22 protein-coding genes and 1 pseudogene are annotated in these 26,223 nt (G+C 35.5%); 21 read left to right on the top strand and 2 right to left on the bottom strand.

All coding sequences use genetic code 11. The features are described from left to right. Nucleotides 1–452: 452 nt before the first annotated feature. From MHH71_RS06285 to MHH71_RS06200, 18 genes are all read left to right on the top strand, one after another. The gene (locus MHH71_RS06285) at nucleotides 453–1,976 is read left to right on the top strand and encodes a sensor histidine kinase (RefSeq protein ID WP_018781407.1); all 1,524 of its coding nucleotides are present in this window, start codon (nucleotides 453–455) and stop codon (nucleotides 1,974–1,976) included. After that, nucleotides 1,939–2,613, top strand: coding sequence for a response regulator (locus tag MHH71_RS06280; RefSeq protein ID WP_018781406.1), 675 nt, complete (start codon nucleotides 1,939–1,941; stop codon nucleotides 2,611–2,613). Before MHH71_RS06285 ends, MHH71_RS06280 begins: the two co-directional genes overlap by 38 nt. 223 nt (nucleotides 2,614–2,836) lie before the next feature. Beyond that, entirely contained in the window at nucleotides 2,837–3,241 is a 405-nt protein-coding gene (locus MHH71_RS06275) for a hypothetical protein (protein WP_167535674.1), read from the top strand. Nucleotides 3,242–3,341: 100 nt separating this feature from the next. Next, nucleotides 3,342–3,863, top strand: coding sequence for a hypothetical protein (locus tag MHH71_RS06270; protein WP_167535675.1), 522 nt, complete (start codon nucleotides 3,342–3,344; stop codon nucleotides 3,861–3,863). A 107-nt stretch (nucleotides 3,864–3,970) separates the two neighbouring features. Continuing rightward, nucleotides 3,971–5,071, top strand: coding sequence for a hypothetical protein (locus tag MHH71_RS06265; RefSeq protein WP_033798820.1), 1,101 nt, complete (start codon nucleotides 3,971–3,973; stop codon nucleotides 5,069–5,071). A gap of 961 nt (nucleotides 5,072–6,032) precedes the next feature. Continuing rightward, a complete protein-coding gene (nheA, locus tag MHH71_RS06260) occupies nucleotides 6,033–7,193 on the top strand; it encodes a non-hemolytic enterotoxin subunit A (RefSeq protein WP_003196831.1) in 1,161 nt (386 codons plus the stop codon). A gap of 53 nt (nucleotides 7,194–7,246) precedes the next feature. Then, nucleotides 7,247–8,455 carry a non-hemolytic enterotoxin subunit B gene (gene nheB / locus MHH71_RS06255; RefSeq protein ID WP_006094514.1) on the top strand — a complete coding sequence of 403 codons (1,209 nt, stop codon included), beginning with the start codon at nucleotides 7,247–7,249 and terminating at the stop codon, nucleotides 8,453–8,455. A gap of 196 nt (nucleotides 8,456–8,651) precedes the next feature. Continuing rightward, nucleotides 8,652–9,737, top strand: coding sequence for a non-hemolytic enterotoxin subunit C (gene nheC / locus MHH71_RS06250; protein ID WP_033799640.1), 1,086 nt, complete (start codon nucleotides 8,652–8,654; stop codon nucleotides 9,735–9,737). Between the two features lie 282 nt (nucleotides 9,738–10,019). Beyond that, entirely contained in the window at nucleotides 10,020–10,958 is a 939-nt protein-coding gene (locus tag MHH71_RS06245; protein WP_006094516.1) for a sugar-binding transcriptional regulator, read from the top strand. A gap of 404 nt (nucleotides 10,959–11,362) precedes the next feature. Next, on the top strand, nucleotides 11,363–12,034 hold the full coding sequence (gene deoC / locus MHH71_RS06240; protein ID WP_018765387.1) for a deoxyribose-phosphate aldolase: 672 nt from the start codon (nucleotides 11,363–11,365) through the stop codon (nucleotides 12,032–12,034). Nucleotides 12,035–12,145: 111 nt separating this feature from the next. Then, nucleotides 12,146–13,327, top strand: a complete 1,182-nt coding sequence (locus MHH71_RS06235) for a NupC/NupG family nucleoside CNT transporter (RefSeq protein WP_006094517.1) — start codon at nucleotides 12,146–12,148, stop codon at nucleotides 13,325–13,327. A gap of 48 nt (nucleotides 13,328–13,375) precedes the next feature. Beyond that, on the top strand, nucleotides 13,376–14,677 hold the full coding sequence (locus MHH71_RS06230; RefSeq protein WP_006094518.1) for a pyrimidine-nucleoside phosphorylase: 1,302 nt from the start codon (nucleotides 13,376–13,378) through the stop codon (nucleotides 14,675–14,677). Between the two features lie 38 nt (nucleotides 14,678–14,715). Beyond that, nucleotides 14,716–15,111: a cytidine deaminase gene (locus MHH71_RS06225; RefSeq protein ID WP_003206815.1), complete on the top strand. Its 396-nt coding sequence runs from the start codon at nucleotides 14,716–14,718 to the stop codon at nucleotides 15,109–15,111. 334 nt (nucleotides 15,112–15,445) lie between these two features. Continuing rightward, the gene (locus tag MHH71_RS06220; RefSeq protein WP_006094519.1) at nucleotides 15,446–17,797 is read left to right on the top strand and encodes a xanthine dehydrogenase family protein molybdopterin-binding subunit; all 2,352 of its coding nucleotides are present in this window, start codon (nucleotides 15,446–15,448) and stop codon (nucleotides 17,795–17,797) included. Next, nucleotides 17,784–18,620, top strand: a complete 837-nt coding sequence (locus MHH71_RS06215) for an FAD binding domain-containing protein (RefSeq protein ID WP_033798821.1) — start codon at nucleotides 17,784–17,786, stop codon at nucleotides 18,618–18,620. Before MHH71_RS06220 ends, MHH71_RS06215 begins: the two co-directional genes overlap by 14 nt. Continuing rightward, a complete protein-coding gene (locus MHH71_RS06210; protein WP_006094521.1) occupies nucleotides 18,620–19,087 on the top strand; it encodes a (2Fe-2S)-binding protein in 468 nt (155 codons plus the stop codon). Before MHH71_RS06215 ends, MHH71_RS06210 begins: the two co-directional genes overlap by 1 nt. After that, nucleotides 19,087–20,037 carry an XdhC family protein gene (locus MHH71_RS06205; protein ID WP_006094522.1) on the top strand — a complete coding sequence of 317 codons (951 nt, stop codon included), beginning with the start codon at nucleotides 19,087–19,089 and terminating at the stop codon, nucleotides 20,035–20,037. Before MHH71_RS06210 ends, MHH71_RS06205 begins: the two co-directional genes overlap by 1 nt. A gap of 1 nt (nucleotide 20,038) precedes the next feature. Next, nucleotides 20,039–20,641: a nucleotidyltransferase family protein gene (locus MHH71_RS06200; RefSeq protein ID WP_078211539.1), complete on the top strand. Its 603-nt coding sequence runs from the start codon at nucleotides 20,039–20,041 to the stop codon at nucleotides 20,639–20,641. A 133-nt stretch (nucleotides 20,642–20,774) separates the two neighbouring features. Here MHH71_RS06200 and MHH71_RS06195 read toward each other — a convergent pair. Beyond that, nucleotides 20,775–21,004: pseudogene (locus tag MHH71_RS06195) on the bottom strand (DUF896 domain-containing protein). 583 nt (nucleotides 21,005–21,587) lie between these two features. Between MHH71_RS06195 and MHH71_RS06190 the strand changes: the two are divergent. Continuing rightward, the gene (locus MHH71_RS06190; RefSeq protein WP_006094525.1) at nucleotides 21,588–22,484 is read left to right on the top strand and encodes a LysR family transcriptional regulator; all 897 of its coding nucleotides are present in this window, start codon (nucleotides 21,588–21,590) and stop codon (nucleotides 22,482–22,484) included. Nucleotides 22,485–22,532: 48 nt separating this feature from the next. Beyond that, a complete protein-coding gene (locus MHH71_RS06185) occupies nucleotides 22,533–23,381 on the top strand; it encodes a YitT family protein (protein WP_003196864.1) in 849 nt (282 codons plus the stop codon). 173 nt (nucleotides 23,382–23,554) lie between these two features. On the opposite strand, the gene MHH71_RS06180 is transcribed toward MHH71_RS06185, so the two are convergent. Further along, on the bottom strand, nucleotides 23,555–24,787 hold the full coding sequence (locus tag MHH71_RS06180; RefSeq protein WP_006094526.1) for an ATP-grasp domain-containing protein: 1,233 nt from the start codon (nucleotides 24,785–24,787) through the stop codon (nucleotides 23,555–23,557). Nucleotides 24,788–24,984: 197 nt separating this feature from the next. On the opposite strand from MHH71_RS06180, the gene MHH71_RS06175 reads away from it, so the two are divergent. Then, nucleotides 24,985–26,025, top strand: coding sequence for a YheC/YheD family endospore coat-associated protein (locus tag MHH71_RS06175; RefSeq protein WP_006094527.1), 1,041 nt, complete (start codon nucleotides 24,985–24,987; stop codon nucleotides 26,023–26,025). Nucleotides 26,026–26,223: the final 198 nt, after the last annotated feature.

Genomic DNA, 26,223 nt, shown 5'->3' with positions numbered 1-26,223 from the left:
TAAAATGATTATCTACATTTTATGAATATATTTACTACTATTAAGGCAATAAAGATATATAGTTTTTGATTTTTTCTTTAAGAATATTATTACAAAAGTGCATGTTCCACATCCACATTCGTCATTAAGTAGAAGGGGGGGAGTTTATATCTGTTTCTCCATACCAATCTATCTTTTTAAGAAGTTGTTAAAATAGAGTGAATGATAAGACGGAAAAGGATCTGATTTACAGAAGAGCAAGGAGAGGATATATTCGTGCACAAATAATTTTAAGGGTACGCTAGGAAATTTCTAATTTATCAAGAAAAATTAAATTTAGAATGAATGATATAAAGAAGCTTCTTGGGGGGAGGAATGTTAAATTTCAATACATATTTTATAGTAGGAAGTAGATTTTAGTGGGAATTGAACAATACGGTGGTCACTATACTTTCAATTAGGAAGGGAAAAACATGAAATTTTTGTCTCGTTTTGTCCGGCATTTCCGCCGCTTGCAGTGGAAACTGACTTTATTTTATGTATTAACAACCATTGGTGTTCTATTAACCCTTGAAGTGGTAGGCTTTCTTATTTCACTTAGTCTAGTGAAATATAATGCGGACCAAATGTTTGAACAACAGATAAGCATACAGGCCCAAAATATATCTTCTAACTTTAATGGACCATTGATTAATCAAAATCAACTGAAGAAGGCATTAGAAGATTGGCCCATAGAAGTAGGGACTGAATTCGATGGATTTTCTGTGGTGACTGATCCAAATGGGAAATTACTTGCAAGTGCTGGAGAGAATGTGCCTCAGTTTATTGATTTTAAAACAGAGTTCCCTGCGAAAGTTTATCGAAATATATATACAGCTCTGTCACTGAAACCATCCGAAGCACGTAAGTTAAAAACATATAGCTATCATAAAGGTGGGGTTTTATATATTGTTGCTCCGTTATCTAATGAGAAAGATGTTCTTGGGGTATTAGTAGTTAAAGCAGAAAACATACATTTTTCTTTGTTCGATTTTTGGAAGGCTACTTTTCAGTTTTTTGGATTTAGTATTTTGGCTTTCTTTATTGGTGCAGCAATTGTTGGTATTACTTTTGGAATTATCACCTCTCGAAGTCTCGTTCGTCGTATTCAAAAGATATTAAACTCTACAGATCAATGGAGTCAAGGAGATTTCACAACATTTGTACATGATCCTTCAAAGGATGAATTAGGGCAGTTGGCATATAAGTTGAATCAAATGGCAAAACAATTACGTACCTTACTTAGAGTGCGGCAAGATTTAGCGACACTTGAGGAACGCAATCGATTAGCTCGTGAGCTACATGATAGTATTAAGCAGCAACTGTTTGCTACATCTATCTGGCTGAATACTAGTAAATCCCTTATTGGAAAAGATGATGATATCGCTAAAGACCATTTACTAAAGGCAGAAAACTTGTTACATCAAACGCAGCGGGAGTTAAGTGCATTAATACGGGAATTACGTCCTGTCGCACTTGAGGGAAAGAATTTGGCACATGCATTAAAAGATTATGCGGGGATGTGGCAAGAACAAACGGGTATCATGGTTAATTTGGAGACAAGTGGACAGCAACAAGTATCCCCCATTATTGAAGAAACATTTTTTCGCATCACACAGGAGGCACTGAATAATGTTGCACGCCACAGTCAAGCAAATATGGTAATGATTCATCTAGAGTGCGAAGAAGTAGTAACTCTTTCTATTCATGATAATGGTTGTGGGTTTGATATGCAAAGGGGAGCTCGACAAGGAGTAGGTTTGTCCTCTATGCGTGAACGGATTCATGCGTTAAAAGGGAATATCGATATCCAAAGCGGGATAGAGAAAGGTGTGAAAATTACCGTTCAATGTAAACAAGCAGACATTTGGGAAGATAACAATCCGAATGCCAATGGTTATTTAGAAGAGGTGACAGAAAATGGAGAAGGAAGATCCGATTTCGATTTTAATTGTTGATGATCATGCAATTGTAAGACAAGGATTGAATACTCTGTTCACAATTCAACCTGACTTTCACGTGGTTGGAGAAGCAGAGAATGGTGAGAATGCTACGGACCTAGCTGCTGAGCTTGTGCCAGATATCGTACTCATGGATTTAGTGATGCCGGGTATCAATGGTGTAGAGGCGATACGAATGATTAAACAAGTTAGTCCTCGTTCTCAAGTGATTGTGTTGACTTCTTATCATGAGGACGAGTACATTTTTCCAGCGTTACGTGCAGGGGCGATATCATATGTGCTTAAAGACATTGAGCCTAATCAATTGGTTGAAACGGTAAGGAGAGGCGTACAAGGCGAATCCATTATGCATCCACGGGTGGCTGCACGGGTTGTTAATGAGATTCGTGCTACGAAACAGGCATCTCCCGATCCATTTTCCGAGCTAAGTGAACGAGAATTGGAAGTATTACGATTGATTGCTAGGGGACTCACGAATGCTGAAATTGCTGAAAGTCTTTTCATTAGTGGAAAGACAGTGAAAGGCCATGTTAGTAACATTTTAAGTAAGCTTCATATGCTTGATCGTACGAAAGCTGCTGTTTTTGCATGGGAACAAGGGTTTATGCGTCCGAATCAGGAAAGCGATTATTGATTTATATTTAGAAAGTTCTCAACCCAATTCCTTTACATGGAATTGGGTTTTTGTTTTCTAGCGACATTTACAAGAAGTGGGCCTAAAGCCTTAATCATGTAAACTCCTGTTTATAAACGGATCTTTAGACCTGTTTATAAACAGGTCCGTGGATTCGTTTCAAATTGTTTCTCCTATTATAGTATGAACTTACTCATCACTATCCACTAAGGAGTTGGAGACTATGGTTTTTAAATTAAATTATATACGACAGTCGACTGAGAATAACTCAGAATACACATTGAAAGATAGGAAGAGGAATCAAAATAAACTGCTGTCAGATTGGCATAGATGGGTTGCTTATATAGCTGCAATCTGGTCTTTCTTGTATGGGATTTTGGGGCTTTATTGGGCTTTAGGAGGCGCAGGATTTCCTTTTGGTGAAAATGATTCAAGAGGGGTTATGATGGGATCATTTTTAGCAAACATACAATCAGATGTGGGAGGAGTGACAATCGTTTGCATTGGAGGGATTGGAGCAATCGCTGCATTGGCTACAATCCGAATGTGGGGGGGGAATGATTCCACGTGCAGTCCTGCTCATTTTCGCATGGATAATGTGTATGACTCTAGTGTTGGTGATTCCTGATGTCCGGGTATTACAGAATTTCGCTTATTCATTCATGCTACACTTTCAACTCATTGATTGGTCTGTAATAAATCAACTTCTATGTATGGTAGGAGGATTTTTGTGGGGAGCCACAGCCTTGGCTTATCAGCGGCGGAGCCGGGAAGCATGTGAGAATTGCGGGCGCCAAAAGGAGACTCAGGATAACTCAATTGCCGGAAACAGTTTGGGGAAATATGCAACCTACATTGCTATCGTTATGGCACTTCCTTATGGCATTGTCCGCTTAGCGTGGGCTGCAGAGATTCCATTGGGAGTGAGTGATGCAGCAGCAACATTAATTAGCAATCAATCATTTACGGAACGTTTGATAGAGGTCGTACTTGGGGGATTACCAATATGCGGTGCTATTCTTACATTGGGACTTATCCAAAAATGGGGAGAAAATTTTCCTCGTTGGTGCCTTTATTTGGCTGGAAGACGTGTTCCTATTTGGTTCGCGGTGATACCAGCGACATGTGCATCTGTTCTTATCACTCTTGCGGGATTAAAAATAAGTCCGATTATCATTTTGAAAATATTGGATGGTTCCATCAATGCTGGAAATTGGGGCCTTCACTATTTTGGCTTCCATGGGGAATAGCATTAGGAGTGGCAACTCTTGCTTATTATCAAAGAAGGAAAGGCCAGTGTGGATTTTGCGGAAAGTTTTAGCATTTGAACTTTCTAATAGAAGGGATGGTTTTCGAGATGTTAAAGATAAAGAAAACAAGTGAAACCGGAATTCATATTGTTGAGCGGTTATCGCTATGGCCAAAATGGATTGGGTATGTTGCAGGTGCGTGGTCGTTTATGTATTTCATATTAGGTTTGTATTGGGCGTTGGGAGGAAAAGGTTTTCCACTTGGGATAGGGGATCCACATTCTGAATACTCAATGCTAGCTGGTTTGAGGCCTGAGATCGGTGCACCTATGATGGTTGGATTTGGATTAATGGGAGTCATTGTAGCTGTCCTGATGATTCTTGGCTGGGGCAAGGGACTTTTCCGAATGATGTTGCTCACGTTTGTGTATATGTTAGTAGCAATTCTATTATTTGCAGTTATCGATTACCGTATTTTGGCGACTGCGGCGTATGGAATTGTCTTTCTGGTTGGAGCGCCATTTGATTTTCCATCTGAAGCTAATTTTTTTGAACACATGATGTATGGGACGGTTGTAAATCAATATATTAGTATGCTCGGATCCTTTCTATGGATTGCTACTGCTTTAGCCTACCAACGCCAAATACGAAATGCTTGTCCGTATTGTGGCCGAAATAGTAATCCTTCTAAATGGACATCACAATCCTCAGCAGCATCTTGGGGGAAATGGTGCACTTACATTGCTATTATAATTCCCATCTGTTATTCCATAACAAGATGGTGTTGGGCGATAGGCATTCCACTAGGAACGACTAAAGAATTACTTGATTCTTTTGAACGTGATTCACCTGGAATTTGGTTAATGGGTGCGTCTTTGGCAACCGTAGCGCTTGGAGGGGCAATTCTTACGCTAGGGCTTATTCAGCGATGGGGAGAAATTTTTCCGCGTTGGTTTCTATTTGTTGCTGGTAAGCGTGTACCTCTTTCATTAGCGATTATCCCGGCTTCACTGGTTTCCATTATGGTTACTTCAGCTGGTTTGATGTACATCCGAGGTTTTATTAATAAAGGGGGCCTAGATCACAGGGGATGGGCATTGGAAGGTCCAGAGTTATTATGGCCAATTTGGGGAGTGGCTCTGTTTGGCGCTACGATAGCTTACTATTATCGGAGGCGTAATAAATGTAGACACTGTGGTAGTTTGTAGTATACTTTGCTAATCAAAAAATAGAAATAGAATAGGATTTCTCAGTAAACTTGACCATTTAATTGGGGCTAGTGAGCGCTCGCTTTTAGATAATGAATATAGGATATAGATGGGACTTACTACCTATGAATAAAAGAGCAGAAAGGGAATGTTTCTATCAGGAGGATGATTAATTCATTTTCTTTTTTATAAAAAGAGAAAATGAATTGTTTTCTGTAAGGGGGAAAAAGTTTTAAAGTAAGGAAATCTGCTTTGTGAAAAGAGTGTATGCATAATTGCATACACTCATAATAATTATATTGAAATAATAATTGCTATGGCAATTCTTTTAGAGATAAAGGTGCTTTTCAATGGAAAATACTCTTATTAATATTTTATAAAGTTAATGTTACTTTATATTGAAATAAAGACAAAAAGCCTATGGAATAGCGGAAGAAAAAATACACCTTTACGATAAAAAATAGCTGTGTTTAAATGAGGCTACAGTATAAAACTTGAATTTAAACACAGTTATTTGTTTCATAGCCTTATTAATGAATTGTGAAAAATGAATAATATTTTTGTGTAACATATGCAATCTTCTTTCTTAGTTTTATAGGGAATTGGAAGAAGATTCATGGTAGGAAATTCATTCAGTAAATAAAAGGTATGATGAATAGCTTATATGATTTAGTTTAAGTCCAAGTGGTGCTATATTTTAAACCTAATGAATCGAAAGAGGTGGATATAGTAAAATATGATTTTATTTTCTTATTAAGATAGTAGTTCTAATTTGAATCAAAAAAGTAAGGGATGAAATCGCTAATAAGGAAATATAAAAACTAATAGAGTTCATATATATTCGAAAAAGATTGAATATGTATGGAAACGTTTCCTATATTTGTCTATTACAAAGAAATAAACAGTATTAAATCTATATAAAAAGATATAATTAGTTACTAATATATTAGGAGGAGTTAAAGTGAAAAAAACTTTACTTACAGGGCTATTGGTTACGGCAGTATCTACAAGTTGCTTAACACCTATAAGTGCTTTCGCAGAAAGTAATCAATCAGAATTTAAACAAACAAGTGTTCAAAATATTACGGCTAGAAATACATTGTCAAATTCGATAAGAACTTTAGGGGCAAACACTCCTTTAATACAAGCTTACGGATTAGTTATTTTACAACAGCCAGATATTAAAGTAAGTGCTATGAGTAGTTTGACAGATTTTCAAAAGATCGCAAAAACGAATGTCCGTGAATGGGTAGATGAGTATAATCCGAAGTTAATGGATCTAAATCAAGAAATGATGAGATATAGTACAAGATTTAATAGCTATTATAGTAAATTATATGATTTAGCTGGAAAAGTGAATGAAGATGAACAAGCAAAAAATGATTTTGTAAGCGCTTTCGGTAGACTCCATAGTCAATCACAAACAATTCAAGATGACATGGAACAAACTTTACTTGAGTTAAATCGCTTTAAAGCTTTATTGGATAAAGATAATGCAAGTCTATCTCAAAAGGCTGACACAGCAATTCAATCATTAAAGGGCTCAAATGGAGATATTGTACAAATAAGAGCGGATATTAAAAGAATTCAAGAAGAGATTCAAGCGGAACTTACAAAGATTTTAAATCGACCAAATGAAATTATTAAAGGCTCAATTAATATTGGGAAACAAGTTTTTACAATTACGAATCAAACAGCTCAGACAAAAACAGTAGATTTTGTATCGATTGGATCTCTTAGCGATGAAATCGTAAATGCTGCAGATAGTCAAACAAGAGAAGCTGCGAATAGAATTCAGCAGAAGCAAAAAGAATTACTACCACTTATTCAAAAGTTATCACAATCTGAAATTCAAGTAACTGAAATTACATTTATTGAAGATCAGGTAAAAAGTTTTACGGAGCTAATTAATAGACAAATTACAACTTTGGAGTATTTGGTGAATGATTGGAAGTCAGTGAATGAAACTATGCTTCAAATGAAAGAGAATCTTGCAACAGGTGTTTCTATTGATAGTAGTACACTCCAAAAACAATTTAGTCAACTTAAAAGATTAAATGATGAGATGGCTAAACAAACGAAGCAATTTGAAGATTACGTGACAAATGTAATGGTACATTAAATTTCTTGCAGACAATACATCATAATAATTAATGATATAGGGAGAGAAGAAAAATGACAAAAAAACCTTATAAAGTAATGGCTCTATCGGCAATCATGGCAGTAGTTGCAGCAGGTAATATCCTACCAGCACATACTTATGCAGCGGAAAGCACAACAAAACCAATTCCGATTCATGCTAGTGTATCAGATGCATCGGACAAGTACTCTGAATATTCATTAGGGCCAGACGGTCTAAGAGATGCGATGGCAAGAACAGGTTCAAATGCTTTAGTAATGGACCTATATGCTTTAACAATTATCAAACAAGCTAATGTTAATTTTAATGGTATAACGACAGTTGATGATTCTTTAAAAACAAAAGTTGTTCATCATCAAGATGTTGCTAGAGGAAATGCAAATCATTGGTTGGATACAATTAAACCGCAATTGATTTCCACGAACCAAAATATTATTAATTATAATACGAAATTCCAAAACTATTATGATACGTTAGTAACAGCGGTAGATAATAAAGACAAAGCAACACTAACAAAAGGACTTACAAGATTATCTGCTAGTATTACAGAGAACAAAGAAAAAGTAGATAAGTTAGTGGCAGACCTAAAACAATTCCGAAATAAAATGACAACAGATACGCAAAACTTTAAAGGTGATGCAAATCAATTAACGTCTATTTTAGCAAGTCAAGATGCTGGAATTCCACTTATGCAAAACCAAATCACAACGTATAATGAGGCGATTGGTAAATATAACGCAATTATTATTGGATCGTCAGTTGCAACAGCTTTAGGACCAATTGCGATTATAGGTGGTGCAGTTGTAATTGCTACTGGTGCAGGGACTCCATTAGGAATTGGACTTATTGCAGGTGGAGCAGCAGCGATAGGAGGGGGAACTGCTGGAATTGTTTTAGCGAAGAAAGAACTTGATAATGCACAGGCAGAAATCCAAAAGATAACAGGACAAATTTCGCAAGCTCAATTACAGGTAGCTGGCTTAACAAATATTAAAACTCAAACTGAATATTTAACAAATACAATCGATGTAGCCATTACTGCACTGCAAAATATTTCAAATCAATGGTATACAATGGGATCAAAATATAACTCTTTACTTCAAAACGTTGAATCTATTAGCCCTAACGATCTTGTTTTCATCAAAGAGGATCTAAATATTGCTAAAGATAGCTGGAAAAATATTAAAGATTATGCTGAAAAGATTTATGCTGAGGATATTAAAGTAGTGGATACAAAAGCGTAATAAATCACTAATGCTTTATATGGAGATACTTGATAATTTTTTCGGACATATAAAGTATGGGATGCAGGTCTCCTGTTCAATTTTGAGCAGGAGATTTTTAATCTCATTATTCGTGAACAGAGAGACACAGAGAATGATTGAGATAAAGGGAATCTCAGCTGATAGAAGTTGTACTTTATACAAAGTAGGTGGAGATATGAATAAGAGGCTTTATAAGAAAATCATGTTGTCAATGATGGTTCTTGGGGTTACGACAAGTAATATTGTACCACTGCATCCTCTTGCAGCAGAACAAAAGGGGCAAATACATTCATTGCAAGAAAGCAATAAAAACTATTCTCTTGGTCCTGCAGGATTCCAGGATGTAATGGCACAAACAACATCTAGTGTATTTGCAATGGATGCATATGCGAAAACAATTCGTGATCAACAAGAAACAGATTTGAGTAAAATAAGTGCAGTAAATAGTAGTTTACGAGAAAATATGATCAAGCACCAAAAAGAGGCCAAGTTGAATGCGATATACTGGTTAGATGAAATGAAACCTCAAATTTTGAAGACGGATCAAAATATTGTGGAATTTAATGATACATTCCAAGCATATTACAACAATTTATTAGCAGCTATGGACCAAAAAGACAGCGGGAAATTGAAATCTGATTTAGAAAAATTGTACAATGTCATTTTGAACAACCAGAGTGAAGTGGATAAGCTGTTAGGAAATCTAAAAACGTTTCGAAATAGAATGGCAGAAGATACAAAAAGCTTTAAGGATGATGCAAATCAATTAACCTCAATTTTAGCAAGTACGAATGCTGGAATTCCGCTGTTGCAACAGCAAATCAATACTTACAATGATTCAATTAAAAAAAGTAATGATATGGTTATTGCGGGAGCAGCACTTTGTGTGGCGTTAATCACTTGTCTCGCTGGTGGGCCGATGATTGCTGTCGCTAAGAAAGATATTGCAAATGCAGAACGAGAAATCGAAAACTTAAAGGCTAGAATTTCTGGGGCACAGGCGGAAGTAGCTATTTTGACTGATGTTAAAAATAAGACAATCAATATGACGGAAACAATTGATGCAGCCATTACTTCTCTTCAAAATATATCGAATCAGTGGTATACAATTGGAGCGAAGTATAATAATTTGTTGCAAAATGTAAAAGGCATCAGTCCTGAGGAGTTTACTTTTATCAAAGAAGATCTGAATACAGCTAGAGATAGTTGGCAGGATGTCAAGAATTATACAGAAAAATTACATGAAGGTGTAGTAGAATAAAGTAAGACTCTAATCAGTGGGGGAGCCTCCGCTGATTTTTTTGTTTTGGTTGAAGTTTGAAACGAGGATAAATAGAGGTTTAAGGAACTTCATATGTGTTAATTCAAGGGACAGAAAAAAGAAACTTATTGATAGAAATTTTTTTCGCCTAATAAATAAATTTGATTGAAGTTACTCTGAAAATGTTGGCTATCAATTTAGATGGTCGAATTTCCTAGAATAAAGCGGTATAATGCTTGTAAATGATAGAAAAATGTAGGAAAGGATATATAAATAGCTACTATGGATAAAGATAAACAACAATTAAGTGTTGAAGTTGCAAGATTATACTACCAATCTGATTATAGCCAACAAGAAATTGCTAATAAACTGAATATTTCCAGACCGACCATCTCAAGGCTTTTAAAATATGCGAAAGAAAAAGGATTTGTTCAAATTAACATAGCAGATCCATTTGCTGATTTAGATAATGTAGGAAATCTACTTAGAGAAAAATATAATTTATTAGAAGCGCACATCGTATTTTCTCCGGTACCAGAGTATGCGACTATTACGGAATATATTAGTAAATATGCTGCTGAGTATATGGAGAAGACTGTTACAAATGGTGATATCGTTGGTGTGAGCTGGGGAACCACTATGTATGAAATCGCAAGAAAAATTGTGCCGCAACATGTAAAAGGGGTAGAGGTTGTTCAATTAAAAGGGGGTATTAGTCACTCAAGTGTTAATACCTATGCGAATGAAACAATCGCTTTATTTGCAGATGCATTTCAAACGACACCACGAAATCTACCGCTTCCAGTTATATTTGATAACGCAGTTACAAAGGAATTAGTGGAGCAGGATAGACATATTCACCATATTATTGAAATGGGAAAACAAGCAAATATTGCAATTTTTACGGTTGGAACTGTTAGAGACGAAGCTCTATTATTTCGATTAGGCTATTTAGATAAAGAAGAGATGAGTTTATTGAAAGAACAAGCTGTTGGTGATATTTGTTCACGTTTCTTTGATGGAGCTGGTAATATTTGCAGTGAGGAAATTAATCAGCGTACAATTGGTATTGATTTAGAGGAGTTGCGCTTAAAAAAACGCTCTGTTCTTGTTGCTGGAGGTTCTAGAAAAGTAAAAGCAATAGATGGTGCGTTAAGCGGAGGATATGCAAATGTGCTGATTATAGATCAGCATACCGCGAAAGAGCTTTTAAATTATTAAAAAGGTTAAAAAAGAAGGTTTCTCAAAAATATGAATTTGAGAAACCTTCTTTTAGTATGTGGTTGTGCAATATATGAGTTTTTCAGTAAAAAATTCATGATGAAATAATGGTTTGTATAAGAGATTTGTGAAAGGAATTTTTTAATCCCGTAAAAGTCGGATTGGTGAGGGCTGATAATCAGTGAGGGGTGAAGCCCCTTCACTGATTAAAGTTTCACTTTATAAATGAATAAATACTGTGTTTTATGAGGGAGCTGTTAATAGGGTATCCCCTTTTTTGTGTCAATTTTAAAAACTTAGTTCGCTATCTCAAAAAAATATTGAACATAATTTCAAAAGTGTGTTTACATTTGTTCAGAGTGGAGTTAGAATGAAGTTGTTAAAAGATATGAGGAGTGAAGAAAATGAACATTGCAAAGTTAATTGATCATACAGTTTTGAAACCGGATACTAAAAAAGAAGATGTTATGAAAGTTTTAGAAGAAGCAAAAAAATACAATTTCGCTTCTGTTTGTATTAATCCTACATGGGTGAAATTAGCAGCCGAAGAATTAGCAGGACATGATGTAGATGTTTGTACAGTTATTGGTTTCCCTTTAGGTGCGAATACAACTGAAACAAAAGTATTTGAAACAAAAGATGTAATTGCAAAAGGTGCAACTGAAGTTGACATGGTAATCAACGTTGGCGCTTTAAAAGATGGCGATAATGAATTCGTTGAAAAAGATATTTACGAAGTTGTACAAGCTGCAAAAGGAAAAGCACTTGTAAAAGTTATTATTGAAACATGCTTATTAACAGATGAAGAAAAAGTACGTGCTTGTGAATTATCTGTAAAAGCTGGAGCTGACTTTGTAAAAACTTCAACTGGATTCTCAACTGGTGGAGCGACTGCTGAAGATATCGCATTAATGCGTAAAACTGTTGGAGAAAATGTTGGTGTGAAAGCATCTGGTGGTGTTCGTACAAGAGAAGATGCAGAGAAAATGATTGAAGCGGGAGCTTCTAGAATCGGAGCAAGCGCTAGTGTTGCAATCGTATTAGATGACAAAAATGGTGCTTCAGATAACTACTAATTCATAAAACGTTGTAAGTAATAGATACACAAACTGCAAGGAGCATGGTGTATCTATTACTTTAACACTTGATAAATATGTAAGCGGATACGGAAAAGGAGGGGGAATTTTATGAAATATGTAATCGGTATCATAGGCTTGATCATTGTGTTAGGCATTGCATGGCTTGCTAGTAATAATAGAAGAAAAGTGAAATATCGCCCTATTATAACGATGATTGTGCTTCAGTTTATTTTAGGTTTCTTACTATTAAATACAAGCATCGGGAACGTGTTAATTGCTGGGATTGCAGATGGTTTTGGACAATTGTTAAAGTATGCTGGTGATGGTGTTGATTTTGTATTTGGTGGTTTAGCAAATCAAAAAGAATTTTCATTCTTTTTAGGGGTATTAATGCCAATTGTTTTCATATCAGCTTTAATTGGTATCCTGCAACACATTAAGGTATTGCCATTTATTGTGAAATACATTGGTTTAGCTTTAAGTAAAATAAATGGAATGGGGAAACTTGAATCGTATAACGCTGTAGCTTCAGCGATTCTAGGACAATCAGAAGTATTTATTTCGGTTAAGAAACAGTTAGGTTTATTATCGGAAAGAAGATTATATACATTATGTGCATCTGCAATGTCAACGGTTTCTATGTCTATAGTTGGATCATACATGGTGTTATTAAAGCCTCAATACGTTGTAACCGCTTTAGTGCTTAACTTGTTTGGTGGTTTTATTATCGCTTCTATCATTAACCCTTACGAGGTTACTGAAGAAGAAGATATGTTAGAAGTACAAGAGGAAGAGAAAAAGACCTTTTTCGAAGTATTAGGGGAGTATATAATTGATGGCTTTAAAGTTGCTATTACAGTAGCGGCTATGTTAATTGGATTTGTTGCTTTAATTGCTTTCATTAATGCAATTTTTAAAGGGGTAATTGGTATCTCATTCCAAGAAATCCTTGGCTATGTATTTGCGCCATTTGCTTTTATTATAGGTGTCCCTTGGCATGAAGCTGTTAACGCAGGTAACATCATGGCAACGAAACTTGTATCAAATGAATTTGTAGCTATGACAAATTTAGCACAAGGGAACTTTAATTTTTCAGGCAGAACAACAGCAATCATATCAGTGTTCCTTGTTTCATTCGCAAACTTCTCTTCAATCGGAATTATCGCCGGTGCTGTTAAAAGTTTGAATGAAAAACAAGGGAATGTAGTAGCAAGATTTGGTTTGAAATTACTCTTTGGTGCAACTTTAGTAAGCTTTTTATCAGCAACAATAGTTGGTTTAATATATTAAGAATTTAAGAGCTAGACGAATAAAAAATAAAAAGGATTGGTGATTCAGATGAGAATGGTAGATATTATCGCGAAAAAACGTGATGGTAAAGAATTAACAACAGAGGAGATTCAATTCTTTATCAAAGGGTATACAGATGGATCAATACCTGATTACCAAGTAAGTGCACTGGCAATGGCTATCTTTTTCAAAGACATGTCTGACCGTGAACGTGCCGATTTAACGATGGCTATGGTGCATTCTGGAGAAACAATTGATTTATCTGAGATTGAAGGAGTAAAAGTAGATAAACATTCAACTGGTGGTGTTGGTGATACAACAACATTAGTGTTAGGACCATTAGTAGCTGCTTTAGATGTACCAGTTGCAAAAATGTCTGGTCGAGGTTTAGGCCATACGGGTGGTACAATTGATAAATTAGAAGCAGTAGAAGGCTTCCATGTTGAAATTACGAAAGAGCAATTCATCGAATTAGTGAACCGTGACAAGGTTGCAATTATTGGACAAACAGGAAATTTAACGCCTGCCGATAAAAAAATATATGCACTACGTGATGTTACTGGAACAGTGAATTCAATTCCGTTAATCGCAAGTTCGATCATGAGTAAAAAGATTGCGGCTGGTGCTGATGCGATTGTTCTTGATGTTAAGACAGGTGCTGGTGCATTCATGAAAACAGAAGAGGATGCGAAAGAATTAGCACACGCAATGGTGCGAATTGGAAATAATGTCGGGCGTCAAACAATGGCTGTTATTTCAGACATGTCACAACCTCTTGGTTTTGCAATTGGTAATGCTCTTGAAGTACAAGAAGCGATTGATACATTAAAAGGGGAAGGTCCAGAAGATTTAACGGAATTAGTACTTGTATTAGGTAGTCAAATGGTTGTACTTGGGAAAAAAGCGAATACGTTAGAAGAAGCACGTGAAATGTTAAAAGAAGTTATGAAAAATGGAAAAGCAATTGAGAAGTTCAAGGAGTTCTTGAGTAATCAAGGTGGAGATAGCTCAATTGTAGATCATCCAGAAAAGTTACCACAAGCTAAATATGTAATTGATGTACCTGCTAAAACTTCAGGTGTAGTCTCTAACATTGTGGCAGATGAAATAGGTATTGCTGCCATGCTTCTAGGGGCAGGTCGTGCAACAAAAGAAGATGAAATTGATTTAGCTGTTGGCTTAATGCTACGTAAAAAAGTTGGTGAAGCTGTAAAAGAAGGGGAACCACTTGTTACGATTTACGCGAATCGTGAAAACGTGGAAGATGTAAAAGCTAAAATTTATGAAAACATTTCTGTATCAGAAAAGGCTGAAACTCCTAACTTAATTCATACAATTATAACTGATTAATGGTTCATAGGATTAATTTACTCTGAGGAGGAAATAACATGGATAAAAAAAGATACATTGAAGAAGCAACGAAGATGTTAGAAAAAGCTTATATTCCATATTCTAAATTTCCTGTTGGTGCAGCGTTGGTTACGAAAGAAGGTAAGATCTATACAGGTTGTAATATAGAAAATGCTTCTTACGGTCTATGTAATTGTGCTGAAAGAACGGCTATATTTAAAGCAGTATCAGAAGGGGAACGTGATTTTAGTTATTTAGTAATTACAGGTAAAACAGATGGGCCTATTTCACCATGCGGAGCTTGTAGACAAGTCATTGCAGAGTTTTGCGATCCTAAAATGCCAGTGTTATTAACAAATCTAAAAGGCGATGAAAAAGAAGTAACGGTTGAACAATTGTTACCGGGTGCATTTTCGATTGAGGATTTAATCTAATTTCAAATGAATATAAGAAAGAAGCTGTCCTAAAATTTATATGTAGGGAGAGCTTCTTTTTTTGTGTGAAGAATATGTTTTTATTTATATAACCATTGAAATTCTGTTCATGAAAGACATTTTTCTATTTGAATGGGAATTTTCTGGGGATGGATCGACCGTTTTGCAGGATTACTCTTTCTGTCTGCTTCTTATCTATTTCAAACTCGTAAACTGTCCACAAGGTTAGGTGAAGTTCTCTCTAATGGTATTGTGCATCTATAAAGAGTTCCGTACTAAATGAGGGTGGCTACGAATAAGGTTGGTAGAAGAGTAGAAGGAAGGGAGGGCTAAAATGAAACCGTATCACATTATTGGAAAAAGTATTAAACGAAAAGAAGGTGCAGATAAAGTAACGGGTAGAGCAAAATATGTGGATGACGAGATTGAGATAGGTACTTTATACGCAAAACTCTTAACAAGTGTGTATGCGCATGCTTTTATTGAAAGTATTGATATAAGGAGAGCTGAGGAAATCCCTGGTGTTCATGCTGTAATAACAGGCGCAGATTATCCTATTCTGGTCGGTTCCAGTATTGTAGATCGTCCCCCGTTAGCCTACGAAAAAGTTCGGTATTTTGGTGAGCCTATTGCACTTGTCGTAGCGGATAGCGAAGCGATTGCTAAACACGCAACAGCACAAATACGTGTTATATATAAGAAACTGCCTGTAGTTCACGCCCCGCTGCAAGCCTATTTAGAAAGGGATATACTCGTACATGAAAATATAGAACAATATGAATTGGAAGAAGAAGTATATCCAGAAGCGCATACAAACATTGCAAATAGAACGAAAATTCGTAAGGGAGATATTCGAGAAGGGTTTGTAAATAGTGAAGTTGTTGTAGAGGAAACGTTTTCTTTTCGGCAATCTGATCATACTGCAATGGAAACTCGATGTGCGAAAGTAGAAATTAAGCCAAATGGAGAGGTTATTATTCATTCTACTTCGCAAGCCCCTTTTGAAATTAAAAGATTGCTTAGTAAGACGTTTCAAATTGATGAGGAAAAAATAATTGTACATGTGCCTTTAGTTGGAGGGGCGTATGGTGGAAAAACAGCGGTACAACTTGAGTATTTAGTGTATCTTGCTTCTAAAGCAGTGGGTGGGAGGCGTGTTACCCTGCGGAATAGTAGAGAAGAAGATTTTGTAACATCGCCTGTTCATATTGGTTTACAAGCAAAAGTAAAGCTTGGATGTACAAAGAAAGGGAAATTGCAAGCTGCAGAGATTTTATATTTATTTGATGGCGGTGCGTATGCTGATCGGGCAGTGACCATGAGTAAAGCGGCCGGATTAGACTGTACAGGTCCATACTCAATTCAGCATGTATCGTGTGATTCGCTTTGTATGTATACGAATCATCCATATGCGACATCGTTTCGTGGATATAGTCATGCCGAGTATACATTTGTAATTGAAAGAATGATAGATATATTGGCAAAGAAAGTAAATATATGTCCGCTTGAGTTTCGTATGAAAAATACAATTGAGGGAGGAGATACAACACCAACACAAGTATTAGTCACAAAAAGTAATACGGGGGATATTCGGGCGTGTTTACAAAAGTTAAAATCGCTTATTAGTTGGGAAGAAGGGAATCGTATTGTTTTACCAAATGGGAGGATACGGGCAAAAGGAATTAGTTGCTTTTGGAAAAATTCGACTACACCAAATAATGCTGGAGCGGGTGCGACTATAACCTTTAATGGTGATGGGAGTGTAAATGTCAATTGTGGTGCAGTGGAAATTGGACAAGGAACGAAAACAACTTTAACACAAATGGTTGCAGAAAAAATGAATATGAATGTTAAAGATGTATCTATTATGATGGAAGTCAATACACAAATAGCGCCAAAACATTGGAAAACAGCTGCCAGTCGAACGACACATCTCGTTGGAAATGCAGTTGTAAAAGCGACGGAAGATGTAATGAAGCAGTTACTAGATACGGCAGCTAATGTACTTGGAATACCAGCAGGTGAATTAACAATTGCAAATAAGACTGTATATGTAAAAACAAATCCAGATATTTACGTACCATTTTCAAAAATTGTTTTTGGATATGTTGATTCGAGTGGGAATGTGGCAGGGGCGCAAATAATCGGAAGAGGTACATATATTTTTGAAGGAATAACAAAGGTTGACTATGAAACAGGAAAAGGGAAACAAGGACCAGAGTGGGGAGTGGGAGCACAGGCAATAGAGGTTGAATTTGATCCACAATTATATACGTATAAATTAATTAAAGCAGTAACGGTTGCAGATGCTGGAAGGATTTTAAATAGAAAAGGAGCAGAAACACAAATTATAGGGGCTATGAGTATGGGATTAAGTTTTGCGACGAGAGAAACATTTCACTATGACTTGTATGGGAGAGTTCTTAATAATCGGTTTCGTTCTTATAAAGTGATGCATTATGGGCAACACCCAAAATACATTGCTGAATTTGTAGAAGTACCGCATGATCAAGCTGCATTTGGGTCTAGAGGGCTTGGTGAGCATGGAATTATCGGTATGCCAGCTGCTTTAGCGAATGCGTTATCTATTGCGGCTAGTATTTCACTTCGTCAATTACCTATTAATCCTGAATTGATTTGGAAAGTAAAACAAGCGGAGGAGAATGGTGTATATGATACCATTTGACTTTGAATATTATCGTCCGAATTGTATCGAAGAAGCAATCCGATTATTTCATCAGCTGGATAAAGAGGGAAAAAAGCCTATTTATTATGGAGGAGGCACTGAAATTATTACAATGGGGCGTTTGCAACAAATAATTGCGAAAGCGGTCATTGATTTGAAAGATATTCCCGAATGTAATATTTGTGTGTGGAATGACCAAAATCTTATTCTTGGAGCTACATTAACATTAACACAAGTTCAAGAGAAAAAAGTATTCCCTCTTCTTGGAGAGACTGCCGGAAGGGCTGCAGATCACACAGCAAGAAATAAAATTACGCTTGGTGGCAACATTGCAGGGAAAATTATATATAGGGAAGCAGTACTCCCTTTTTTACTAGCTGATAGCACATTTGTTATTGCAGGAAAAGAAGGTATAAAGTATATCAAGGCACAGCAAGCGTTTATTGAGAAGTTACAATTGCAAAAAGGTGAGTTTCTTATACAAATTATCACCGATCAAAAATATATAGAATCTCCTTATTACAGTGTAAAAAAAAGGCAATTAGAGAAAATTGATTACCCACTTGTAACAGTTGCTGCGTTAAAAAGTGATGAAGACATTCGAATTGCATTTAGTGGATTGTGTGCCTTTCCATTTCGGTCGCTCGCAATAGAGGCAGTGTTAAACGATTGGGATATTCCAGTAAGGAAGAGAATTGAGCGCGCCCTTCTTCATATTCCCGCACTTATATTAGATGATATACGAGGTTCGCGTGCTTATCGTATGTTTGTTTTGCAACATGTGCTTTATGATGTGCTGATGAAGCTGGAAGGGGTGAAATAATGGGGAATGGGCAATTTATTCTTCATGTGAATGGGGAAGATAGTGAAGTGATTGTCAGAATGGCAGATACGCTATTATATACATTACGACATAACCTCGGTCTAACTGGAGCTAAGCCGGGATGTGAAAACGGTGATTGTGGTGCTTGTACAGTTCTTGTTGAGGGGCTACCAATTAAGTCTTGTATTATGTTAGCAGTGGAAGCGATTGATAAGCGGATTACAACGATTGAAGGCTTACGGGAAACGCCTATTCAGCGAGCTTTTGAAGACAAATGGGCTTTTCAGTGTGGGTATTGTACGCCTGGGTTTATTATAAATTGTCATGCGCTCGTTACACAAAAAATGGATGTGGATGATTCAGTTATTGAAGAATGGTTAAGTTCTAATATTTGCCGGTGCACAAGTTATCAAGAGATTGAAGAAGCTGTGAAATCTGTCTTACAAAAACAACGGGAGCATCAATGATGACTTCTGTTCATACTGTACTAGAAGCACTACTATCTTGTGAACAACGATGTGCTTTAGCGACGATTATTCATGTAGAAGGATCTGCATATTGTAAAGAAGGAACAATCATGCTTTTTGGTGAAGATGGAACGAAAGTCGGAATGTTAAGTGCAGGTTGTTTAGAAGAAGAGGTTTCTATTTATGCAGCTGAAGTAATAGAGAATCAAACTTGGTCTATCCATCAGTTTAATACAAAAGCAGAAGATGATTTATCTTGGGGAATGGGATGCAACGGCATCATTCGTATATTAGTTGAGCATATAGATGAGGAGTACAAAGCTTTTTTGCAAACACTATATGAATATCTTAAGAAGGGTATTTCAGTTCGAATGATAAAGAACCTTTCTTCATTACAGACTTTGTTTGTAAGTGAGAATGGTGACATGTTTGGGAATGAAGAAGCTTTATTTTCAACTCATTCCTTACATGGTTTATACGGTAAATGGTTTTATCAACACTTTGCACCAAAGCCACGACTCTTTATTTTTGGAGCGGGGGAGGATGCGAAACCTCTTGTTCGGTTTGCAAAAGAAGTAAACTTTGTTGTAACAGTTTGTGATTGGCGTGAATCGTTATGTAATTCTTTACATTTTCCGAGTGCAGATGTTTGTATGAATGGGTTTCCGAAAGAGATTGTACCACGACTTCTATTAAGAGAAGAAGATTTTGTTGTGATTATGACTCACCATTTTCAACGCGATCAGCAATTGGTTGAACTGTTATTGAAACAATGTGTTCGCTATATTGGTATTTTAGGTCCACGTCACCGCACTGCTCGTCTATTAGAAGGAAAGGCGATACCAAAAAATATTCATTCTCCGGTAGGGCTTGCAATTGGTGGAAAAGGGCCAACTGAAATAGCGATTAGTATCATAGCTGAAATCATCCAAGAATTAAGGGGGAAGTAAAATAAAGATTGCAGGGATATATTTAGCTGCTGGAAACAGTCGAAGGATGGGGCCAGGAATAAATAAATTATACTTACCATTACAGGGGAAACCACTTGGAAACATAGCGTTACAAGCGGCATTTTCTTCAAGGCTCTCTCATATTATTGTTGTTACAAATGACCCCACGTGGATATTAAAGAGGATGTGCCGTGAAAATGTGTATATTCTTTCTTGTCCAAACGCTGATAAGGGACAGTCATATTCTCTTCAGTGTGGTGTTAAAATGGCGAAAAAAATAAATGTAGATGCAGTGGTTGTTCTTTTGGCGGATCAACCATTCGTTACAGCTGAATTTATTAATAAGATAATGGATTGCTATGAGCAAAATAAAAACATTCATTTTGTAGCAGCGAGTTATAGGGGAGTAAGGCAACCTCCTGTTTTATTTACAAAGAAAGTGTTTCCGTTTTTTAAAGCGTTGAAAGGGGATGAAGGAGCACGTGCAATTTTTATGAAGCCTACGATAAATGGAATTTCATTGTTGTCTCAAAATGACAAAATATTTTTTGATATCGATACATGGGAAAAATATCAACAGGTGAAACAAAAATATGCGGATTGATATGGTGTTTGAATTACAATGTAGTAGACATAGAACTATGTCAAAAAGAGCCGGAATTTCTCAATATAGAAATTTGGCTCTTTTTACGTTGATATTATTTTGTGAAATTGGTCGTTTGAATCGATTTTGGATCTCAATTTGTAAGGTTCATACGATTTTGTGCATGCTGTAAAGCAAGTGGAGTAACGTTCTCCCTGTTAGGATCTACAATCGTTGTATTTAATAAAATGGAATCTAAACTTCCGCGAAATTCTGTCATATAGTGTTGTCTTAACATTTGTTGTTCCTATTTTTCAGTTTTTTTAGTCCGGAAGCTTTTTCTTTTTTTGCTAATTCATTAATGCGAAATAATATATTTTTCATTTTGTTCACCTCTTTTAACTATAAATTAGTAACTCACTAATTTATAATGATTTTGATATTTCTTTTTGATTATGTCAATAGTTGTAAATGAAAAAGACACTCCTTTTTTAAAAAAGGTGTCTAACTAGATTACATTAGGTTTATCCATCATTTTTATAAATGATTTCTATTAAAATAATTCATTTTATTTATTTGCATTCTAAATATATAATAGCGATTAGGTGAGTGCACAGGAACAGCTATTTAATTGCCCTTCTTTTCGGAATGCTATTTGTGCATAAATCGTTCGATTTAATAAGTCGTTTAGATAGTTAATCAATGATTTTTTAGGGAATCGCTCAAGCTCGCAGAATAGAAAATATATGAGATTGTTACTAAAACCAACTAATTTCATGAGAATGATTATTTTTATTGGTGTCTCGGTGAACAATGGACTGCATTTCTGCGTAAGAGAAAACTATGTAACCTACATATTAACTTTTTCATTATTATGAAGATATGGTTATAACAAGAAAAACATCCGGAAATTATATTTTAGCTTTATATAAAACAAAAGAATGATCGTACAACAGGAGGAGTAAGTATGGAGCTGCGCCATTTGAAAACTTTTATTATTGTAGCGGAAAGCGGTGGCTTTACACGGGCTGGAGAACAACTTGGGTATACGCAATCGACAATTACTAATCATATTCGATCATTAGAAGAAGAGATTGGAAATCCATTATTTGATCGTCTTGGAAAAAAGGTAATTTTAACTGATGTAGGGGAGCATATGCTTTCTTATGCGCATAAAATATTGGAATTATCAAATGAAGCATTGGAATCATCTCAAATGAACGGGAAATTTTCAGGGACAATACGCATTGGAGCGAATGAGTCTTTAATGATTTATCGATTACCTGCTGTTTTATATGAATTTAAAAGGAAGTATCCGCAAGTACATATCATTTTACAACCATCAGAGAGTCAAGAATTGCACAATGAGCTAAAATCAGGAAAATTTGATTTCGCTTTATTTACACATCCGGAGCAACTAGGTACAGACATTGTTACTCATTCTCTTGTTCAAGAGAAGATTGTGCTTATTGCTCCGCCCAAACATCCACTAACAAAAAAGGTGAGCGTTAGTCCTGCTGATTTAGAAGGAGAAATGTTGTTGCTTACAGAGCCAGGGAGTTACCGAGATTTGTTAGAAAGACGGATTAAAGAAGATGGTATTAATTGTTCTCATATTCATTTTTGGAGTATTGAAGCGATTAAGCAAACCGTTATGTGTGGGCTAGGGATATCTTATTTACCGTTTATAACGGTAAAGGAAGAAATCGAGCAAGGCAAGCTAAGTGTACTACCATGGACGTATAGTAAAGATTTCGTTACAACGGAATTGGCATATCATAAAAGCAAATGGTTAACTCCTGCAATGAAGAAATTAATTGAAATGATAGAAAAGCATGCAGAGAAATGGAAAGAATTCGCTTGATTCTCTGATCTGAAAGTAGGCTGGAAACTATATATTGGGGGAAAAGTAATGAATGAAAGAGTAATAAATGAAAGAGTGAAAGAAGTAGCGCTTGTCGTAATAGGATCATTATTGTTTGCGATTGGGATTAACTTTTTTGCTATTCCAAATCGGTTATCTGAAGGTGGAGTTATTGGGCTTACAGTTATTACATATTATTTGTTTGAATGGTCACCAGGTACTGTAAACCTTTTAATAAATGCAGTATTACTTGCAATTGGGTATAAGTTTTTTGATAGAAAGACAATGGTGTATACAATACTTGGTATTGTCTCTTCATCTTTCTTTTTATATATCACAGAAGATATAGCGACTCCGGTAAATCATGATACATTGTTAGCAGCTCTATTTGCGGGTGTTTTCGTTGGTGTTGGTTTAGGATTTATGTTCCGTGCAGGTGGTACATCAGGTGGATCTGCAATCATAGCACAATTAGCAAACCAATATTTAGGTTGGAGTGTTGGAAAAGGTGTATTAATTATTGATATCGTCGTTATTGCAGGTTCAGTATTTATTATTGGGCAGGAAAAAGCGATGTATACGCTGGTAGCGGTATTTATCGGTGCAAAGGTTATTGATTTTATTGTAGAAGGATTGAATACAAAGACTGCTGTAACAATTATTTCAAACTATCCAGACATGATCAGAGAATCCATTATGAAGAGTATGACACGAGGTGTAACAGTACTAGATGGGAAAGGTGGTTACACAGGAAATAACAAAGAAGTATTATATGTTGTCATCAATAAACAAGAGCTCATTCAATTAAAGAAAGTCGTGAGCCAAAAAGATGAAAATGCATTCGTTGTCATTCACGATGTGCGTGATGTATTAGGTGGTGGTTTTAAAGCGAGTTAAAAAAGCTGGTCTTCAAATTTTGAGGACCAGCTTTTTGTTTAAGGAGGTAAAAAAATAATCATTAGTTTATAGTTTTAAGAAACAACGTCATAACAAATACTCAAAAAAAAACGAAACACTATAATATATAAGGGTTTCGTTTTTTTTTGAGTATCGTTTGAATGCAGTATAATTTATGCTGTTGTATTCATTGGTTCAATGTCAAAAGAAATTTCTTTAGCTGCTTCTAAAGCTATTCTTTTAGCTTCTTGTTTAGAAAATGATGCTGCTAAAACGTAGCCGCACCGATCCCCCATTGATTTAGGAGGTTTTAGGATACTTCCCTTTTTAGGTTTTATATATACTTCTTCTACACCAGGATATTTAGAGCTACGCTTTTTTCCTGTAGCTCGAATTAATTTCCCTCTATAAGCGACTGTTAAGTAGTGCGTATATACATATTTATAATGTTTTTTATTCAGTGAAGGTTTATTTCCTAACATTAACTGAATCGTTTCCTGTACTAAGTTGATTCCATGTCCAACTTCAATCATACGATTCATAGCTCCGCCTGATATCCTTGGGTTTATCTCAATTAACTTCCAAATACCATTTACTCTGCGGAGCTCCAGATGACAAGCACCATTTTTTATATCAAAAGCATGTACAACAGAATGAATAGCGTTAAGAAGACTATAATGTAGTTTAGTGTCTAATTGTCCTAACAAAGAATAACCAGTGACGATAAAACGTTCAAAAAATGTAATTTCTTGTTCAATCACTGCAATAATATGAACCTTTTTATTGTGAACTAAAACTTCAACTAAGTACTGAGGTCCATCTACATATTCTTCAAGTAGAATTTCTTCATTAGGTCGTTTTTTTAAAAGGGTTTGCATAGATGAAATTAATTGATCTCTATCCTTTGCCAACAATACATCTTTTGATCCTGCTGATTCAGGGGATTTAACGACAAGAGGAAATTTCATCTCTACAGTTTTAAGAAAAGATGATAAGGATTCTGTTGGTTTGTAAATTAAATAATTGAGTGAAATCGGTAAATTCTTAAGCACGTTACGGGTCAATATTTTATTTTCCATATGATAAATTGCGTCAGTAGATACCATACTTTTACAGAACTTCTCAGACAAACATGCAGCGACATAAACAAAATAATCAATAAAACTAAAAATTCCTTTTATATTTTTCCCTGTTTTTTTTAGATTGTGGATTACTGTAATTAAATTATCATAATCATTTATATCGGTAAATATCATCTGATGTACATCCGGAAATTCACTTCGTTCTTCAAGAAATCTTTTTTGGTCTGTTAACAAAACCGTAAAGAAATTAAGTTTCTCTGCTGCTTTAATTGCTTCCCTACTCGATCCAGATTTATTTGTTTCAATAAAAACAATAGTATTCATAATCTTACCCCACCCTATCTTTACTTGTTTTTATAAAATAAGCTCTGTTATCTATATAAATAGAATATAAAAATGGGACAAAGGTTGTTCTTAATCTTTTGAAAATTGGTTAAATGTGGAAAGAATATGAATATATATAAGTTGAATTTGATCTGTATGTTGAAAAAGAACTTTAGAAAGAGGGGAAGGGAACCAATATGACTATAATTGGTATGCTTCATCATCGAGAAGATCCAAGAAACGTAAGGAGAGCATATGCTTGTGCCGCTGTAGCAAAAGCTGAAGGTGTCAACTTCTTTTACTTTACCCCAGGGAAAGTAAAAATAGAAAATCAAACGATTTTAGGAAAAATCTATGAAAACGGCGAGTGGATTGAAAAAGAATTTTCTTTTCCCGATGTCATTTATAATGCAAGTGCTCCTGTTAGTGATAAAACTGAGAAAATCTTTGATTATCTATACGATAGGATTCCATTCACAAGTCATTCGATTGGAGATAAATTAAGTGTATATAACAGAATTAAAAAAGCAAAAGAGTTTGAACAATATCTTATTCCTTTTTATGAATTAACTGATGCTAGCAAGTTTTTTGACATGATTAAGCGCTATAAAAAAGTTATTATCAAACCGATGTCTGGGCATCAAGGTGGGGGCATCGTTTTTATTGAAAAATATGGGGTAGAGCATTACAAAATGAATGAGGCAGGGCAAATCTCATCTATTAATGAAAAACAATTGTTAGACTTTATATCTCATAAAATACAAGAACAAGATTACCTAGTTCAACAATTTATTTCATGTCAAATGAAAACTGGTCATGTTTATGATTTCAGGCTGCATGTTCAAAGAAACGGAGAAGGAAAATGGGTCATTACTTCAATTTTTCCAAGGATAGGTCCATTGGGAAGCATTGTATCAAATATGGGTAGTGGTGGTTATAGCACGTATCTAGAAATTTTTTTAAAAACAGAGTTTGATGACAACTGGTACAATATTCAAAGGTATTTGGAGCGGTTTGCAGTAAGCTTTGTTAACCATTTTGATTCTTTATATGACAGTGTATCATTTGATGAATTAGGAATTGATGTTGGAATTGATGCGGACCAAAAATTGTGGCTGTTTGAAGTGAATTGGAGACCAGGTGCACCTAGTATATTTAATCTTGAATTAGATGTAGTTAGAAACACGATTCACTATGCTAGATATTTAGCCAATAAATACAAACAAAATAGAGGATAAAAACAAGGGAAACGGTAGGGTGATGCTTTTAAAAAAATCAATATTAGTGAAGAGATGATTGAGAATGTACTACATGGCAATCTATACAATGGGATTGCAACATATCCCAATCGTTTATTTGCTACTAGCTTTTTTGATAATATGGTATTGAACAGTATTGGAGTCCCTATTCAAAACAATGATCAACGATATACACTA

This window comes from Bacillus sp. FSL H8-0534, from assembly GCF_038005885.1.
Taxonomy (GTDB): Bacteria; Bacillota; Bacilli; order Bacillales; family Bacillaceae_G; genus Bacillus_A; species Bacillus_A pseudomycoides.
The sequence above is the reverse complement of the archived record's forward strand: the minus strand, read 5'-3'. Positions and strand labels throughout refer to the sequence as shown.

What these genes read in the sequence shown, in the direction of transcription:
- MHH71_RS06285 (WP_018781407.1), top strand. Translation starts at nt 453, where the DNA reads ATGAAATTTTTGTCTCGTTTTGTCCGGCATTTCCGCCGCTTGCAGTGG.
- MHH71_RS06280 (WP_018781406.1), top strand. Translation starts at nt 1,939, where the DNA reads ATGGAGAAGGAAGATCCGATTTCGATTTTAATTGTTGATGATCATGCA.
- MHH71_RS06275 (WP_167535674.1), top strand. Translation starts at nt 2,837, where the DNA reads ATGGTTTTTAAATTAAATTATATACGACAGTCGACTGAGAATAACTCA.
- MHH71_RS06265 (WP_033798820.1), top strand. Translation starts at nt 3,971, where the DNA reads ATGTTAAAGATAAAGAAAACAAGTGAAACCGGAATTCATATTGTTGAG.
- nheB (WP_006094514.1), top strand. Translation starts at nt 7,247, where the DNA reads ATGACAAAAAAACCTTATAAAGTAATGGCTCTATCGGCAATCATGGCA.
- nheC (WP_033799640.1), top strand. Translation starts at nt 8,652, where the DNA reads ATGAATAAGAGGCTTTATAAGAAAATCATGTTGTCAATGATGGTTCTT.
- MHH71_RS06245 (WP_006094516.1), top strand. Translation starts at nt 10,020, where the DNA reads ATGGATAAAGATAAACAACAATTAAGTGTTGAAGTTGCAAGATTATAC.
- deoC (WP_018765387.1), top strand. Translation starts at nt 11,363, where the DNA reads ATGAACATTGCAAAGTTAATTGATCATACAGTTTTGAAACCGGATACT.
- MHH71_RS06235 (WP_006094517.1), top strand. Translation starts at nt 12,146, where the DNA reads ATGAAATATGTAATCGGTATCATAGGCTTGATCATTGTGTTAGGCATT.
- MHH71_RS06230 (WP_006094518.1), top strand. Translation starts at nt 13,376, where the DNA reads ATGAGAATGGTAGATATTATCGCGAAAAAACGTGATGGTAAAGAATTA.
- MHH71_RS06225 (WP_003206815.1), top strand. Translation starts at nt 14,716, where the DNA reads ATGGATAAAAAAAGATACATTGAAGAAGCAACGAAGATGTTAGAAAAA.
- MHH71_RS06220 (WP_006094519.1), top strand. Translation starts at nt 15,446, where the DNA reads ATGAAACCGTATCACATTATTGGAAAAAGTATTAAACGAAAAGAAGGT.
- MHH71_RS06215 (WP_033798821.1), top strand. Translation starts at nt 17,784, where the DNA reads ATGATACCATTTGACTTTGAATATTATCGTCCGAATTGTATCGAAGAA.
- MHH71_RS06210 (WP_006094521.1), top strand. Translation starts at nt 18,620, where the DNA reads ATGGGGAATGGGCAATTTATTCTTCATGTGAATGGGGAAGATAGTGAA.
- MHH71_RS06205 (WP_006094522.1), top strand. Translation starts at nt 19,087, where the DNA reads ATGACTTCTGTTCATACTGTACTAGAAGCACTACTATCTTGTGAACAA.
- MHH71_RS06190 (WP_006094525.1), top strand. Translation starts at nt 21,588, where the DNA reads ATGGAGCTGCGCCATTTGAAAACTTTTATTATTGTAGCGGAAAGCGGT.
- MHH71_RS06185 (WP_003196864.1), top strand. Translation starts at nt 22,533, where the DNA reads ATGAATGAAAGAGTAATAAATGAAAGAGTGAAAGAAGTAGCGCTTGTC.
- MHH71_RS06180 (WP_006094526.1), bottom strand. Translation starts at nt 24,787, where the DNA reads ATGAATACTATTGTTTTTATTGAAACAAATAAATCTGGATCGAGTAGG.
- MHH71_RS06175 (WP_006094527.1), top strand. Translation starts at nt 24,985, where the DNA reads ATGACTATAATTGGTATGCTTCATCATCGAGAAGATCCAAGAAACGTA.